This window comes from Roseibium sp. AS2, from assembly GCF_038900065.1.
In the GTDB taxonomy this organism is placed as follows: domain Bacteria; phylum Pseudomonadota; class Alphaproteobacteria; order Rhizobiales; family Stappiaceae; genus Roseibium.
On record NZ_JBBMQN010000007.1, the window covers coordinates 81,827 to 97,937 of the forward strand.

Consider the following 16,111-nt stretch of genomic DNA (forward strand, 5'->3'; position numbering starts at 1 on the left):
GGCCGTTCCTACCAGCCCGGACGGGCCGGCTGGAGGTTCATGTCGGGAAAATAGCGGGCTGCCGGCGGTGTCCGGTCGAGCGCTCCTGCGATCGCAGCGATCTGAAACGGCTCGGCCCCGCAGCATACACCGACCATGCGGATGTCGATATCGACACAGTTGCGGGCGAATTCCGACAATTCGTAACGGTTGCACCGAAAGGGATCCAGCGCAACGGGGAACGGCCCGCCATTCGGCACCTGGCACGAACAGACCGGATCCTTGAACGAAAAGATCGTGGGATGGCTGGTCGTCGTCCGGTAGGCGACGGGCAACGCCGCAACATGGCAGGACACCGCCTCGCGGACCTGTCTGGCCAGCGGCCACATGGTTGCCGGGCCACGAAAGCAATTCAGGCCGATGACGTCCGCGCCTTCGCCTTCCAGCTGGCGGGCGGCCTCGGCCGGAGAGACATTGTCCTCGGTGAGACCGGTGGCCGGAATCGACAGATTGATGACCGCCGGCAGTCCGGCCGCCTTGATCGCGGCAAGGGCGATGCGGGCCTCGTGGAGATAATAGAAGGTTTCGCCTATGATATGGTCCACGCCGGCATCCACGGCCCAGCCGATCTGTTCGTCGAACTGGGCCCTGACCGCGCGCGCCGTTTCTTCCGATGCATCGTAATTCAGCCGGGTGTTGCAGATGTTTCCTGCAGCAATGGTGCCGGTCTCATCGGCAACACGGGTGGCCAGCTCGAGTGCCTTCCGGTTGAGCCGTTCCAGATCGTCTGCCCGTCCCAGTGCCGCCAGCTTGTCCCGGTCCGCGTAGAACGTCAGCGCGACGACGATGTCCGATCCGGCATGGACGAAGTCGCGATGCAGCCGCTCGACCACATCGGGATGATCCAGAACCGCCTCGGGCACGAAAGGGCCGGCGCTCAGATAACCGCGCGTTTCCAGAGCATACAGATATCCTTCGGCGCATATTACCGGGCCGGAGGCCAGCTTCTCCAGGAGTTGAGACATGAAGCAGTTCTCCTTTGACAAGGTTCTGAGAGGGGTCAACCGCCAAGCATGGTTTCCATCTGCTTCAGCACCCTGGGCCAGGCTTCCTGGTGCCGTTGAGACGTTTCGGTGTCGAGAAATCCCTGCTGGCGCAAGGTGACGCGCGTACCGGCTTCGATCGGTTCGAGCGAGATGGTCAGGACGGTCTCCGCCCCCCTGGTGCCGGCTTCGGTCACCCATGTCATCTCTATGTGCCGGCCCGGCACGAGATCGAGAATGCGGCCGTAGTGGGGATGTCGGCTGTTTTCGAATTCGGTCTCGAAATAAAACGGCGTCCCGGGTTCGGGACGCATGTTCAAGGTGCCCCTTGCGGCAAACCAGTCTTCCAGGCGCGGGCCGATGAAGGCGTCGTAGACGGCCTCCGGCGCGATTGCGACGTCCTGAACCACTTCCATTGCGTCTTGTCGCTCTGTCAGGTCGGGGCGTCTCATCTGACGTGTCCGGAATGTGAAGCGGCCCCGGGGCGCCGCCGTTGCTGTTTCATATCTGCAAACCATTTCAGGTTTCCAGCCAGATCTCCGGCCAGGTTTTTGGTCCGGCGTCCAGCCCGGCGATCGGGCCGGCGCCTTGTTTTCAAACTATATCGCGCCGGTGCAACGATCGTACCGGCGCGATGGGTCAGCTTCCCGTAAGTCCCTGACAGGACATGAGCTCTCACCGCCTCGGTCAGGACACGACCTGCTGGTAGGAACGGCGCAGGTCCTCGAACCGGTCCCAGGCCCAGCTCGCGCTTCTGTCGGCGCTCCGTGACATGGCCCGGATGCCGGGATTGCTCACGGCCATTTCAAGCTGGTCCATGAGGATGTCCCAGGTTGCGAGCACCATGTCCGGCGCGGGTGTCATCGACACCGGGTTCTTGCTGTCGCGGGCCGCCCGTGCGACCCCCTCGCCCAGTAGGCGGGGATTGAGCGGAACGTAATGGTTCATCTGGACCCTGGTGCCGCGTTCCGGCATCGCGGTCAGCACGTAGCGAATGGTACTGGACGCGAGCGTCAGGTCGCCGCAAGTGCCGCCCCGAGCCGCGATTTCGTTGGGCATCGGCTGCGCGGGGTCTTCCAGTTGACCGGTCACCCACATGTGCTCGAACACATTGGGCGGTTCCATTTGGGTCACCATCGCATAGGCGACGGCACCGCTGTTGGGAAAATGCAGCTCGAGCCGCCCCCCCAGATTGACGTCCCCCTTCGCGTCCGCGTACCAGTCGACCATGCGCTCGGGATCCGTGATCGTTTTCCAGACACTTTCGACATCGCTGTTGAACGTGCGGTCAAACTCGATCGCATAGCCTCCATACTGGCTTGGCTTGAGCGTCCCCGGCTTTGAACTTCCGACAGTGGAACCGCCCGGAGCGCCCGTACTCAGTCGCGCTTCGATGGAAGTCAGTCGTTCATCGAATGAGCGCAGGATTTCGATGACTTCGTCGTTGTCGCTAGGCATTTGGTGGCCTCGATGTTTGCGAAAATTACGCATTCGACTCTGGGCTACGACACGCGCGCGGTCTTCTCCTATCTTGCTGTAAATCTCAGCCTTCCAAAAAGCCGGCGCGGTGTTGATGCGTTCTTCGGCCAGGGCAATCCGCCTGTCTTCGGCAAAGGGCCGGTTCATCCTGGAACCAGTGCCCGCCACCTGTGATTGTGCACCCCGGGCTCCTATCCGGACATTGAGCAAGACAGGAGAGGTCTGCGGCCGGAACAGTCCGCATAGTCGGGCTCTGGATATTTTCCCGGGTGGAGACCGACATGAACAAGGCATTGCGCGACATCGAATTCGGCGAGCAAGGCAACACGGCTCCCGAGACAGGCGGCGTCCTGGAACTGCTGGGCCCCGGCGGCCCGGACCACATCGATACGGCAAGCGCCTATTATGCGACTTCCGGACAGATCCTGAGAGCGCTGACCAGGCAATTGTTCGCCTATCCCGCCACCCATGACCTTTCCGACGCGGTCAAGGCCTTCACGCCCGCCGCCGATATCGCCGAAACCATCCCCACGACGGAAAACGGCGGCATCAGCGCTGACGGGCGTGTGGTGACCATAAAGCTGCGAGAGGGCGTCCGGTGGGACACGACGCCGCCGCGTGAAGTGACCGCCGAAGATATTATCCGCGGGCTCAAGCGCCTGCCCAATCCGGTCAGCAGCGCCGGCGCGCTCCACTATTTCACCAGCACCATCGACGGTTATGCGGATTACGCAGCCGCCTACGAGGCTGCCTTCGAGGGCAAGCCGGCAACGGCCGCTGGTCTGGCCGATTTCCAGAACAGTCACGAGATCGCAGGACTGGAAGCACTTGACGACAAGACACTGCGCGTGACGCTGGTGACACCGGCCAATGACATTCTCAATATCCTGGCGATGGGTTTCGCCTCGCCTGCACCGGTCGAATATGACGCCTATCTTCCGGACAGTCCCGAGATGCGCGCCAACCACGTTTCGAACGGTCCCTACCGGTTCGCCAGCTCACCAGACGACCCCGAAGAGATCCGGCTGGAACGCAATCCGGCCTGGCTACAGGACAGCGACCCGATCCGTCAGCAGAACCTGGACGGAATCCGGATCCGGATCAAAAGGGAAACGCCCGAAACACTGCGCGGCATGATCGATCGCAGCGAAGCCGACCTTGCCTGGTCGTTCACCGTCGTGTCCTGGGCCAAGCCCGAACCGGAGCGGATCGAGTTTCCGAGAAGCTATCCGGGTTTCGCCCTCAATCCCTATCTCGTGTTCAACATGCACAGTCAGAATGCCGGCGGCGCGATCGGAAACCTGAATGTCCGTCAGGCCATTGCCTATGCGGTCGACAAGGTCGCCATCAGCGACATCCTGTCCGTCATGCAGGGCGTTCCGAACAAGCCGCTGCATTCTGCAATTCCCCCCGGCAGCACAGGGCATCGCCCGTTCAATCCCTACCCTTCGGAAGGCGATCGCGGCGACCGCGAAAAGGCGCGCGAGCTGTTATCGGAGGCGGGTTACGGCGATGGGATCGAATTGATCGCGGCGGTTCGCGACGTCAAGTTGCATCTGGACGTGATGGGGTCCGTGGCACGCGATCTCGAAGCGTGCGGAATCCGGCTCCGGTTCGAAAAATACAGCCAGGCCGACTACTACGGGTCGTTCCTGTCGACACCGGACAATGCCCGGTCGAGCCGCTGGGATATCGCGGAACCGGGATGGACCCCGGACTGGTTCGGCAACAACGGCCGGTCCATCGTCCAGCCCATGTTCCAGACCAACAACAAACCCGGCACCACCAATTACGGCGGGTATTCCAATCCGGACGTCGACCGGATGATTGCCGAAGCACTGCGCGAAAGCGACCTCGAAAAAGCAGAAGCGCTCTGGCACGAAATCGACATCGCACTGATGAAGGATTTGCCCATTGTGCCGATTCTGGCCTTTGCCGCAATGACGTCACGTTACCACAGCCCCCGCGTCCGCAACGCGGTGCACGTGCCGCAGATCGAGTTCTTCGACATCACCAATCTCTGGCTTGATCGACGCATGTCCTGATCCCCTGTGGCACCCCGATCCAAATGGCGAAATGAAAGAGGTACGAGGCCATGGCATACATCTCAGACGACAAACGCAATCCGAACGCCACGCGCGCCAAGTCGATGCGTGACGGCCATGACGAAGTCAACCGGCGCAACGGCGGTGGTATGGTCGGCGCCCGGGGGTATGAAACCTATGAGTCCCTCAACATCGAGCCGAAGCCGCTCCGGCCCCATATCCTGGCTGCCGCGACCGTCGTCTTCGGGGATGACTATTATTCCGGCAAACGCGAAACGATCAGCCTGTCCGGCTTTGTCCAGCTGAACAAGTGGCCGATGGAAGGCTTCAACCACCGTGTCGATTCAGATGGCTATGCGGAGTTCGACCTTGAGCTGATCAGCGCGCCCGAAGTGGGCATCAAGGGCTACAGCCACACCTTGAACGACCGGATTCAGGTCCTGTCCAATCCCTACCTTCCGAACACAGGACATGTGCGGCAGATCGTTCCGGGCCAGAACTTCCCGGCGCAGTTCTTCATCCGCCGGTTCGGTGTGCTCGAAACCAGCACCATGCGTCTTGCCCATCGCGACGTGATCGCCATCGACGGAGTGGTCGACGGTATTCCTCCCTACAAGCAGCCGCTGACCACGCCGGTGCTTGGCGCGCCTTTCGGCGATGGTCCGGGCACGGTGGTCACCGCTCCGAACGTCGTGCGCGGCATCAACCTTCCGGAAGCCTGGTACACCGCCAATGCCATGAACCAGGCCACCGGCATCGTTCCGAAGGTGTTCTTCGCCGAGAGCTTCGGCCCCTGCATCTCGATGCTGGTCGATCCGTCGCTCATCATTCAAAGCTCCGCCGAAGCCCGTGTCGAACTGGAAATCGACGGCCAGACGGAAGTCCTCCAGCTGTTCGGTGACCACAAGCTCGCCGCCGGCACGGAAATCCTGCTGTTCGCGCCCGAAAAACACAAGGGCAAGGACGGGATCCAGGCCCAGCTTGCCCGTGTCGCCATGAGTGGCGAGAGCAAGCTGCTGGGCGGGCGCGTCATGTTGCGTGTCAGCTTCTTCAAGGTATCGGGCGGCGCTTATGGCGAGGGCGGCGAAGTCACCGTGGAAGCGGCCAGCCGCAGCGGCGAAATTGCCTTTGACACCGAGTTCGAGGTCGTTTCTCCCGATGGCCCGCTTTACGGAACCAACCCGGTTCTGGTCCGCGGCCACCTGCCGACCGGCGACGTTGCCGGAACCGAACTGCGCATGGAGGGCCCGGACACGGCAATCATCGATGAAAAGCGCAACATGCGTGGCCGTCTGCGAAACGTCACCATCGTTCTGGGCGAGTCGATCGTCGGGCGCGAAGCGGTCATGAACAGCACCGGGTTCGAACCGGACCTGGCGCACGACGATCTTCCCATGCCGTCCCAGATGCCGGCGGCTGAATGACCGCGTACCGGTCACGAAAGAGCGTTGAATGAATACGCACGCACAATCCATCTATCTGGACCCCCGGCTTGGCCAAATGCATCAGGTGATGCTGGGGGACCGGACACGGCTTGAAGCGTATGACAAGGCACTGGCGCGTGATGTCCGTCCCGGCGATGTCGTGGTGGATGTGGGCGCCGGATGCCTGGCCCTGACACTGCTTGCCCTGCGCCATGGCGCAGGGCACGTCTATGCCATCGAAGGTGATCCAGCCACGGCGCGCATCGCGGGCGCCATTCTGGCGGACAACGGCATCGCCGACCGGGTGACGATCGTGGAAGGAGACGCGCGGACCGTCTCGCTGCCCCGGCGCGCGGATGTTCTCGTCAGCGAGATGCTCGGCAACATCGGCCCGGAAGAGGAAATGGGTGAGATCCTCGCCATCTGCGCGGAGCGTCATCTGAAAGCCGGTGGTGCAATCATCCCGCAGCGGCTGACCACGGTGATCAACGCCATTCGTTTTGACGGCGAGAGTTGGGGGGTCTGGTCGGATGACCTGGCAGGATATTCGCTGGCAGCGGCCCGGCCCTTTCTGGGGTCCTCGGCTCAATTGCACTTCTTTGCCCGTCCCCCGGAGCTGTTGAGCGAAACCACGGCGCTCGCGGCGATCGATCTGGGGCAGCCACCAGGCGCCCTGCCCGAACACCGTGACATCGACATCATCCGGCCGGGTCGGCTGGATGCGCTCGCACTCGCCTTCGAGGCTGACTTCGGCGACGGCATTCGCCTCTCGAATTTCCCCGGTTATCCCGGCTGCAATTGGGCGGTTTTCATCTGGCCCCTGGCCTCGTCGCAGGTGGCGGCCGGCGACGTTCTGCGGGTGTCGATCCGGCCCGGGGCATGGGTTCGCGATGCGCTGTCCTGGCAGATCGACTGCGGCATCCGCAGAAGCACACAGCGGGACCTGCAGCCATGACCCATTTCCCCCTGTTCAAAACCCGGGAACGGGCGGAGCCACGGCGGATTGCAGGGCCCGGCCCGAGCGCCCATCTGGCCCGGGCGGCCACCGTGCTGGCCCTGGTGTCGATGCATTGCGCGGCAACGGTGCCTGTCTACCTCGTCCGCCGCGTCCTGTCCGGCCGGGCCGCCGCGCGGCAACACTACTGGGAGCGGCTCCTGTCCCTGGTACAACGGCTCGGCCCGACCTTCGTGAAATTCGGTCAAATCCTGTCCACCCGGCGCGATGAACTGCCCGCTGATCTGTGCAACGTACTTGCGCGTTTGCAGGACGATGTCGATTCGCTGCCCCCGGCGGTGGCGCAGGCCGAACTGTCAGGATGTTACGGCAGTCCGCTGTCCGGCACATTTTCCGAAATCGACCTGATCCCCATTGCCAGCGGCAGCGTGGCTTCGGTCTACCGCGCGCGGACCGGCAGCGGAAAGGACGTGGCGGTCAAGCTGCGCCGTCCACGGATTGACAGGGTCATGGCCGCGGACCTGGCCCTTGCACGGGCGGGCGCCCGGCTCCTTGCCCGTCTTCCCGTCTTTCGCAATGTCGCGGTTGTCGAGGTGATGGAAAACATCGGCGACGCGATTGCAATGCAGCTCGATTTCGCGCGTGAAGCAGATTGCCTGGACCGGATTGCGGACATCGTCTCCACCGTGCCCAGGGTCTGGGTTCCCCGGCCTGTGCGGGCGCTGTGCCGCGAAAACGTGGTGGTCATGGACTACATTCCCGACCTGTCCAGAGACGCGGTGGAAACACTCAACGCCGGTCTCAGGAGACGGCTGGCCGAAACCACGCTCACGGCAACCTACACGATGCTGTTCATCGATGGTTTCGTCCATTGCGACATGCATCCCGGCAATCTCTACTTCCGGCGCAGCGGCCAGGTGGTCATCCTGGATGCCGGGTTCAGTGTCCAGCTGAGCCAGCGCATGCGCAGCCTGTTCGCCGAGTTCTTCCTCGAAATGGCCTGGGGCCGGTCCCGGCGTTGCGCCGAGATTGTTCTGGAAAGCGCCACCAACCGGGGGTCGCCTTCGGATCACACCTCGTTTCTGGAAGAAATGGCCGATCTGGCCCGGCGAAATCACAACCTTCCGGCCAGCCAGTTCAGCCTGATAGCGTTCGCCGGCGAGATGTTCGATCTGCACAGGCGTCACGGTTTGCGGGCCGCGCCCGAACTGGTGTTTCCCCTGCTGGCACTGCTCGTGATCGAAGGCATCGTCCGCAAGCTTGATCCGGACATCGATTTCCAGGAGACGGCGAAACCAGTTCTGACCCGCGCCATCTTTTCGGAACGCGCCGCGCCGGCATCGCACCAGCAGGGAGGATGAGGACGATGGACGCCGCCGTCGAGAACTTCCGGCCCTCTATGCCGTCAACGCTGCAAGACATGGACGCCCACATCACCCGCGCGCTGCTGCGCGCAAACGTCAGCCGTTTGCTCGAGATCGGAGGCGCCAACTTCGACCGCGCCGAAATGATGGCGCAACGTGACGGACGTTACGTGTGTGTCCGGCGGCATGATCCGGATGCCTTCCCTGAAGTGCCGGACAACACGGTGATGCTGTGGGAAGATCCGGACTGGTGGTGCGGTGGAGACATCGGTTTTCTTGACGCCGCTCTGGTGACGAATACGCGTCAGATCAGACGGTTCGAACAACTTCTTGAAGTGATATGGAATCAATTGCAGCCCGGTGCCATGCTGATTGTCGCCGAGGCCTGCGCAGCCTGTCCGCAGGAGCCGGCAGCCGGTGATTATCTCCGTACCGCAGCCCAGCTTCATACCAGCCTGACCTATGCGGGTTTCATGGTCATCTCCATGGAGGACGCATTGGATGGCGTTGTTTTCGGCGCCCGCAGAACATGAACCGGACGGCGCCACATTCCTTGACAGGCCTCGTTTCGCTTCAGGCAACGCGCCGGGCCGACGCACCTGCCGTCAGCACGCATGATGAGACGATCAGCTACGGCATGCTGGAAGCCCGCGCCTGCGCGTTGGCGGACTGGCTGTGCCGGCACGGCGGCACGGCGCCGGTCGGTATTCTGGACGACCGTGGTCCGGACCGTATCGCGGCAATGCTCGGGTGCATGAAGGCCGGCCGCGCCTATGTGCCGCTCGACCCGTCCTTACCCGCAAAGCGCCTGCAGGTGATCGCCCGTCACGCGGGCCTGGAAACCGTGGTAGCGCCCGCTTGCAGCAGCAGTCTGCTGCTTGGGATGCTCCAGCCACTTCGGCTCGGGATTGAAGACCTGCCTGCCGCGCCCGGCCGGATCTCCCTCGACAGCCGGCCGGACACACCGCTGTACCTGCTCTACACGTCCGGCTCGACCGGCGCGCCCAAGGGCGTCGCGATGTCCGAGGGGCCTCTGCGCAATCTTGCCGGCTGGCACCGGACTGCACTGCCCCTGACACCGGGGGACCGGGTGCTCCAGTATGCACCGCTCGGGTTCGATGTCGCGACCCAGGAAATCCTGACGACCCTGTGCGGTGGCGGCGAACTTGTCCTGACGGACGAACCTGTCCGCCGCGACCCGAAACAGCTTCTGGAGCTTGTCTCAAGACGCGGTGTTTCCAGGATGTTCCTTCCGGTTCACGCGCTTGGTCTGATTGCCGCGGTGGGTCTTGCCCGCCCGCAGGTGCTGCGCGATGTCATTACCGCCGGCGAGGCACTTGTCGTCACACCGGCCATAGAGGCCTTTTTTGCAGGCGGCCACTGCCGGCTGCACAATCATTACGGGCCCACCGAAACCCATGTGGTGTCGGCTCTGACGCTCAAGGGCGATTCCGCCTGCTGGCCCATGCGGGTGCCGATCGGCCAGCCGATCAGCAATGTCGAAATCAGTTTGCGCGACAAGGAACTGGCTCCTGTCGGGCCGGGCGAAGACGGCGAAATCTGCATCGCGGGAGCAGCGCTTTCTGACGGGTATCACCACGAACCGGAGTTGACGGCAGCGTGTTTCCCGAACAGCCCCCGGTCCGGGAAAAGGCTCTTCCGCACCGGTGACATCGCCCGGCTGGGCCCGGACGGTTACGAGTTCCTGGGGCGCCGCGACCGGCAGACAAAATTGCGCGGGGTTCGTATCGATCTGGATGCAGTTGAAACCGCGCTCGGACTAAGCCACGCGGTCGAGGTCGCGGCTGTCGTGCAGCAAGAAGCAGGCGGCGGACTGCGTGCCTTTGTGGTTCCAGCGCAGGAGGCCCGGGATCGGGTGGCGGAAGATCTGCGCCGAACCTGGCTCGACCGGGCGCGAACCCTTTGGGACAGCGTCTACAGCGAACTGCCTGAGAGCACGGATTCCCGTACGGATCCGCGCGGCTGGCGTGACAGCACGCGGCACCATTCCTATTCACGATCCGAACTGGGCGACTGGGCCGACGCGACCGCGTCGCGCATTCGCGCGCTGGGGGCCCGCCGTCTGCTGGAGGTCGGCTGCGGCAGCGGTATGCTCCTGACACGGCTTCTGGACCACTGCACGTTCTACGCCGGCACCGATATATCGCCACAGGCGCTTGAAGAGGTGAAAACCGCCTGCAGAAAACTCGGCCTAGACACCAGCCGCCTCAGCCTGGCGTGCCAACCCGCCCAGACACCGTTCGCTGAATGCGACCGGTCCTTCGACTGTGTCCTGTTGAATTCGGTGGTGGAACTGTTTCCGGACCGCGCCTATTTCCAGTCCGTACTCGAGACCGCGATTGCGCAGACCGGCAAGGGTGGGCTGGTTTTTCTGGGCGATCTGCGCAATCTGACTTTGCTGGAGCTGTTTCACACAAGACTGGAATGCGCGCGGGCTGCCCCCTCCGATCTTGCAGTGGAGGTGTCGCGGCGGGTCACGCAGCAGACAGGGTCCGAACAGCGCCTGTTCGTTGATCCGGACTACTTCCGGCAACTGGCGCGGCTTTTCCCACGCGTGGCAGGTGTCGAATTCGCGCTGCGCCGCGACCGCCACCACACCGAAATGTGTCTCTACCGCTACGATGCCGTGCTTCATCTCGACCATGTCGCGGGTCTGGACCGACCAGTGCGCACATATGACTGGCCGGATTGTCCGCCCTTGAGCGCATTGCGCTCATATTGCGACGCGGGGTCGGTTGTCTGTGTAACCGGCATACCGAACCGGAGGCTTTCGGAAGACGTCGCCCTGCAGGCGCAAATGAACGCGGCGGCGCCGCAGGTCACCATGGAAACCATCCGTGAACGGGCCGCACCGGACCCGGGCGCACAGGATCCCGAGGACCTGTTCGCCCTTTCGGGGGATGGCTACGAATGCCGCGTGTCCTTTGCTGCCGGATGCAAGTCCGGCAGCCTGGCGCTTTGGATGTCCAAAGGCAGTCCGCCTGTTGAACCCGCCGACGGGTTCTTGAGAAATCCGACGGTCCTGAACGACCCGCTGGGCCGGGACATCGAACGGATCCTTTCGCGCAGAATACGTCAGGATTTGCGAGGCGACCTGCCGGACGTCATGGTCCCTTCCGAGATCCGGATCGTTTCCGATTTGCCCCTGACCCGGTCGGGTAAGATCGACCGGAGCGGACTTTCCGTTCAACCGGTCTCCCGGACCGTCATCCCTGCCCCGGAACTCGCCGAACCGCCGTCCGGACCGGCGGCGGTGATCCTGCGTTGCTGGCGCGAAATACTGGGAACGTCCGAAATCGATATCGATCTCACCTTTTTCGATCATGGCGGCTCGTCGCTGCAACTGGTGGAACTGTTCCTGATGCTGAAGGAGCAATTGTCCGGACCGTTCGAGCTTGTCGATCTGATGCGCTGTCCCACCGTTCGCGGCCTGACGCAGCATCTTTGCGAAACCGGTGGTTCCGATCCCAGGGCAAAAGCAGATGAAATCCACGCGTGACAATTCGGTAGCGATCATCGGCATGGCCTGCCATCTTCCAGGTGCGGACACGCCCGAGGAGCTCTGGCGGCAATTGATCCGTCAGGCACCGGACAACGACGATGCCGCCCCGAGCCATGCCCTGAAGACAATTGCGGCATTCGATCCAGGTTTCTTCGGCATTTCCGAGCGGGATGCGGTTCTGATGGACCCGCAGCACCGGCATTTCCTGATGTGCGCTTCCGAGGCAATCGAAAATGCGGGCTCGGAGACCTTCGGCAGCGGCGCCGACATTGGTGTTTTCGCGGGCTGCGGCTACAGCAGCTATGCCCTCGACACTTCGGAAAATTCCGGAACGGCCCGTGTCAACGGGTTTCCGGAAACCGCGACGGAGCTGCAGATGCTGCTTGGCACTGCGGGTGCCTTCCTATCCGCGCGCGTGTCACATGCGCTCAACCTGACGGGTCCGTCCGTGAACGTCCAGGCGGCCTGCGCGACCGGGCTTGTGGCGGTTCATCTTGCCTGCCGAAGTCTGCTCGCAGGCGAATGCAGCATGGCGTTGGCCGGAGCCGCCGCGCTTCGCCTGAGCGTGAACCGGTCGTCCCGGCCTCAAGCCGGCATGATCCTGGCTCGCGACGGCATCACGCGCCCGTTCGACAGGTCCTCCGACGGAACGGTTTACGGCGACGGAGCCGGTGCGGTCCTGTTGAAACCCCTGAGCGACGCCTTGCGGGACGGCGATCCTGTCCACGCGATCATCCGGGGCTCGGCGGTGACCAATGACGGTGCGTCCGCGCTCGGCTTTGCCGCGCCATCGATTGAGGGTCAGTCGGAAGCGATACGGCGCGCACTGAAGGCCTCCGGATGCGCTCCGGATACAATCGGCTATATCGAGACTCACGGGACCGGGACCCGGCTCGGCGATCCGATCGAGGTGGTGGCTCTTGCCGAAAACTACGGAACGGGAACGCGCACCGGTCCGTGCGACCTGGGGGCTGCGAAAGCCACGTTCGGCCATTCTGCGGAAGCCGCTGGCATGACGGGACTGATCGCTGCGGCACTGGCACTGAAACGGCGAACGGTGCCTGGCCTGCGTCATTTCACCGAACCCAATCCGGCGATGAACCTTGACGCCGGCCCGTTTCGCCTCAATTCGGCCTCCCGTCCCTGGACACTGCCGGGAGTTCCCCGGGCCGGTGTCAGCGCTTTCGGCATGGGCGGCAACAATTGCCACATGATCCTTGAAGCCCCCGCCGACCCGCCATCGGAGGAGCAGTCAGGTCTAGCAGCCTCCCTCCCGGTCCTCCTGAGTGCGCGCAGCGCTGAGGGACTTCGCCGGATGGCACGGCGATTGCGGATCGCGCTGGCGCAGGACCGCGCTCTCCAACCCTCGGACATTGCCTTCACGATGGCGGCGACCCGGCGGATGAACCGATTCCGACGGGTCTTTTCCGAACCCAGGCGAAGTGACCTTTCAAGTGCACTGAAAAAAGTGGAAAATACCCTGTTGCATGTGGCTCCGCCCACGGCACCACCTGGCCTCGCGTTCCTGTTTCCGGAGACTTTCGACCCTGAGGACGAGGGGCTTAGGACGATCCGAAGTTCTCACAGGAGTTTCCGCGATACGCTGGAACGCGTTGACGCGCTTTTGGTGGAAATGCCCGGTGCGGAAAAGCCATTTTTGAATGCCCGACCGCAACAACGGCTGTCCGGGGGCTTGGGCTCCGACAGCATCGCCACTTTCGCCATTTCCCTGGCCCTAACGGAGCTCTGGACAAGCTGGGGCGTTCGCCCTGACCGGATTGTGCCTGTCGGACCTGGGAAGGACATTGGGTCTGTACTCGAGGGACAGTGCCGCATCGAGGACGTTCTGATCGCTCTGTTGCGCAACCGGGATGCCGATCAGGTTCTGGTCCGCCGCGCCGCAGGTGGTGGCAGCTCCGGTCCGAGTGTCCTGGACACGCCGGCGTATGGTGGCTGTGCCGCTTCCCCACGGGATGAGATGGGGGATCTTCGCCAGGAAGGTATCGGCGTGGTGCTGGATTTCCGGCCGGACATTGGCCGCAGCGATCCATGGCGTGCCACCGGCTCCGGTCAGGCGCTTCACGTGCTCGCCTGCCTCGGCGCTCCTTCAAGCGCCCTGTGCCATTTGTTCGAACGGGGCGTGGATATCGACTGGACGGCCTGGTTCGGCGCGGATGCCGGCCGTAAATGCCATCTGCCACCGACCCCGTTCGAACTTGAGGACCATTGGCCGGCGCCCCACGCAAACGCCGGAGCGGCACCGGCGGCACCGCTCAGCCCGGGAGCGCGCGCCGTTTGCCTGAATGCAGCCGCCCGGGATCATATCCGGGCGGCCTTTGCCGATCTTGGTGTGCTTGGAGATCACCACCGCGTAGAGCGTTCGCGTCTACGCGATGTGGTCGCCGCCAGGCACCTGCCCTGGGCCGAACGTCTCGCCGATATCCACGAGCAGCAGGACACCGGCCCAGGTCCCTCGCCGGGGTCCGGCCGGACGGGCCTGATTCTCGTGGAGCGGGTCGGCGCGCGGCTTGCCGGGATCCTGCGCGGCAACGAAGACGGCCGGGAAGCGCTATTTCCCGGTGGACGCGACACGCTTCTCGCCCGGTTCTACCGGAGCGACCCCAGCTTGCGGGCAAGCAACCGCGCGGCGGCCGACATTGTTGCGGAGCTTGTCCGTACCAGCTCCGGGCCGCTCCGCGTGCTGGAGATCGGGGCGGGCACACTCGCGACCACGCTATCCGTTCTCGGCGGGACGCCGGCCGGGTCCCTGGACTACACGGTCACGGACATCGGCCAGTCTTTTGTGGCCAGGGCCCGGCAGCGGCTGCGCGGCCGGGCCGAAGTGTCGGTCTCGCGTCTCGACATCGAACAACCGGCGGCAGCGCAGGGTTTTGCGGAAGGCGCCTACGACGTGGTGATCGCCGCCAATGTCCTGCACGCGGCCGGAAATGTCCGGCAGGCTCTTGATCACGCGGCCGCCCTCGTCCGTCCTGGCGGAAGACTGATCCTGATCGAGGGTATCGCCGCAAGGCCTTGGATCGACATGGTCTTTGGTGCCCTGCCCGGCTGGTGGCGGTTTCAGGACCACGATCTTCGCCCCGGCCATCCCCTGCTGGCAACCGATGACTGGACAAGACTGGCCGCCAGGGCCGGTTTGACCCTGCAGGAGACCAGAACGTCTTCAGATCTGGTTGGCGCCGACGCGGTTCCACAGGCCCTCATGAGTTTCGGGAAAACCGGGATCACGGCTGACTTGACCGGGTCAAAGGTCCGGCCCGTTGCCGGAACCGGTTCGCTGGCTGTTGTCACCCGCCTGTGCGCGCGACTGACCGGTGTGAACACGCAGCAGTTCGCCGCCGACAGGACCTTCGAGGATCAGGGGCTGGATTCACTCGCCCTGCTCGAGCTCCGCGCCGCGCTCGAAAAGCAGATGTCCGGCGCGGTGCCGGAAATCTTCGGCGATGACACGCCGGCGCGCCTTGCCGGACGTCTCTTCACCGTGTCGCCGCTGTCACCGACGCCCGGGGCCTGCCGTCTCGTCCGGCTGTGCGGTGTTTCCGGAGGGGAGCCCGTCATTGCGATGCCTTCGGTGCTGGAGACCACAACCGGCCTGAAAGACCTTGCGGCCCGGCTGGCCGGCGCGGGCGCGGTGTTCGGGATTGACCTGGATCCCGGGTTGGAGGCTGCCATTGCCGTGCGCGCCGCCGCGATTGCCGCTGAGCTTTGCGCCGTGTTTCCACAGGGGCGGGTTACCCTCGTCGGTCATTCCTATGGCGGCCTACTCGCCCATGCGACGGCGCAGGCGCTGCAGAATTCCGGCACGGCGGTCAATCTTCTCGCGATCCTCGACATCCCGGCGTCGCCAGCTTTCGGATCGGGATTTCCGGCCTTCGGCAGCCTCGATACGGCGGGTGCAGTTCTGCCGGCGCAAGGTCCCGGGTCCGGCAGGCCGGGCAGGCTCTCCCGCGACCTCGCGACGCGTTATGCCGCCAACCTTGCGGCCCTGGCGGACTTCCGGCCGGCGCCTGTCAGCGCAGACGAGGTGGTGCTGATACGTGCCAGGACGCGGCTCGCCGAACATGACTTCCTGCCCGACAGGGAGCAGTCACGGAGCGATCCGAGCTGGGGCTGGCAACGTTTCAGCGACAACAAGGTGAGCACCGTGATCGTGCCGGGCAATCACATGACGATGCTTGATTCACCCAATGTCGACATTCTCGCGGACAACCTGCTGATCCGGCTCAACCGGTAAACGCCGCAAGGCAGGAGAAGCCTGATGCGGGCATCGGCGTAAACTCC

11 protein-coding genes are annotated in these 16,111 nt (G+C 63.8%); 8 read left to right on the forward strand and 3 right to left on the reverse strand.

Features of this window, described 5'->3' with window-relative positions:
• Positions 1-8: 8 nt before the first annotated feature.
• The 3 genes from WNZ15_RS19895 to WNZ15_RS19905 form a co-directional block, all read right to left on the reverse strand.
• Positions 9-1,004, reverse strand: coding sequence for a homocysteine S-methyltransferase family protein (locus WNZ15_RS19895; RefSeq protein WP_342894770.1), 996 nt, complete (start codon positions 1,002-1,004; stop codon positions 9-11).
• Between the two features lie 35 nt (positions 1,005-1,039).
• Positions 1,040-1,474: an SRPBCC domain-containing protein gene (locus WNZ15_RS19900; protein ID WP_342894771.1), complete on the reverse strand. Its 435-nt coding sequence runs from the start codon at positions 1,472-1,474 to the stop codon at positions 1,040-1,042.
• A gap of 235 nt (positions 1,475-1,709) precedes the next feature.
• Positions 1,710-2,480, reverse strand: a complete 771-nt coding sequence (locus tag WNZ15_RS19905) for an SRPBCC domain-containing protein (protein ID WP_342894772.1) — start codon at positions 2,478-2,480, stop codon at positions 1,710-1,712.
• A 12-nt stretch (positions 2,481-2,492) separates the two neighbouring features.
• Here WNZ15_RS19905 and WNZ15_RS19910 point away from each other — a divergent pair, with 12 nt between their 5' ends.
• From WNZ15_RS19910 to WNZ15_RS19945, 8 genes are all read left to right on the forward strand, one after another.
• A complete protein-coding gene (locus tag WNZ15_RS19910) occupies positions 2,493-2,675 on the forward strand; it encodes a hypothetical protein (protein ID WP_342894773.1) in 183 nt (60 codons plus the stop codon).
• Positions 2,676-2,782: 107 nt separating this feature from the next.
• The gene (locus WNZ15_RS19915) at positions 2,783-4,546 is read left to right on the forward strand and encodes an ABC transporter substrate-binding protein (protein ID WP_342894774.1); all 1,764 of its coding nucleotides are present in this window, start codon (positions 2,783-2,785) and stop codon (positions 4,544-4,546) included.
• A gap of 50 nt (positions 4,547-4,596) precedes the next feature.
• On the forward strand, positions 4,597-5,970 hold the full coding sequence (locus WNZ15_RS19920) for a DUF6004 family protein (protein ID WP_342894775.1): 1,374 nt from the start codon (positions 4,597-4,599) through the stop codon (positions 5,968-5,970).
• A 28-nt stretch (positions 5,971-5,998) separates the two neighbouring features.
• On the forward strand, positions 5,999-6,925 hold the full coding sequence (locus tag WNZ15_RS19925) for a 50S ribosomal protein L11 methyltransferase (protein WP_342894776.1): 927 nt from the start codon (positions 5,999-6,001) through the stop codon (positions 6,923-6,925).
• On the forward strand, positions 6,922-8,286 hold the full coding sequence (locus WNZ15_RS19930; RefSeq protein WP_342894777.1) for an AarF/UbiB family protein: 1,365 nt from the start codon (positions 6,922-6,924) through the stop codon (positions 8,284-8,286). Before WNZ15_RS19925 ends, WNZ15_RS19930 begins: the two co-directional genes overlap by 4 nt.
• A gap of 5 nt (positions 8,287-8,291) precedes the next feature.
• A complete protein-coding gene (locus WNZ15_RS19935; RefSeq protein ID WP_342894778.1) occupies positions 8,292-8,822 on the forward strand; it encodes a hypothetical protein in 531 nt (176 codons plus the stop codon).
• Positions 8,823-8,842: 20 nt separating this feature from the next.
• Positions 8,843-11,809: an AMP-binding protein gene (locus tag WNZ15_RS19940; protein ID WP_342894779.1), complete on the forward strand. Its 2,967-nt coding sequence runs from the start codon at positions 8,843-8,845 to the stop codon at positions 11,807-11,809.
• A complete protein-coding gene (locus WNZ15_RS19945) occupies positions 11,793-16,064 on the forward strand; it encodes a beta-ketoacyl synthase N-terminal-like domain-containing protein (RefSeq protein WP_342894780.1) in 4,272 nt (1,423 codons plus the stop codon). The genes WNZ15_RS19940 and WNZ15_RS19945 overlap by 17 nt, the downstream gene beginning before the upstream one ends.
• Positions 16,065-16,111 lie beyond the last annotated feature (47 nt).

Bases quoted from the DNA above. Each gene is read 5' to 3' on its own strand.
- WNZ15_RS19895 (WP_342894770.1), bottom strand. From the start codon at position 1,004: ATGTCTCAACTCCTGGAGAAGCTGGCCTCCGGCCCGGTAATATGCGCC.
- WNZ15_RS19945 (WP_342894780.1), top strand. From the start codon at position 11,793: ATGAAATCCACGCGTGACAATTCGGTAGCGATCATCGGCATGGCCTGC.
- WNZ15_RS19915 (WP_342894774.1), top strand. From the start codon at position 2,783: ATGAACAAGGCATTGCGCGACATCGAATTCGGCGAGCAAGGCAACACG.
- WNZ15_RS19930 (WP_342894777.1), top strand. From the start codon at position 6,922: ATGACCCATTTCCCCCTGTTCAAAACCCGGGAACGGGCGGAGCCACGG.
- WNZ15_RS19910 (WP_342894773.1), top strand. From the start codon at position 2,493: ATGTTTGCGAAAATTACGCATTCGACTCTGGGCTACGACACGCGCGCG.
- WNZ15_RS19935 (WP_342894778.1), top strand. From the start codon at position 8,292: ATGGACGCCGCCGTCGAGAACTTCCGGCCCTCTATGCCGTCAACGCTG.
- WNZ15_RS19920 (WP_342894775.1), top strand. From the start codon at position 4,597: ATGGCATACATCTCAGACGACAAACGCAATCCGAACGCCACGCGCGCC.
- WNZ15_RS19900 (WP_342894771.1), bottom strand. From the start codon at position 1,474: ATGAGACGCCCCGACCTGACAGAGCGACAAGACGCAATGGAAGTGGTT.
- WNZ15_RS19905 (WP_342894772.1), bottom strand. From the start codon at position 2,480: ATGCCTAGCGACAACGACGAAGTCATCGAAATCCTGCGCTCATTCGAT.
- WNZ15_RS19925 (WP_342894776.1), top strand. From the start codon at position 5,999: ATGAATACGCACGCACAATCCATCTATCTGGACCCCCGGCTTGGCCAA.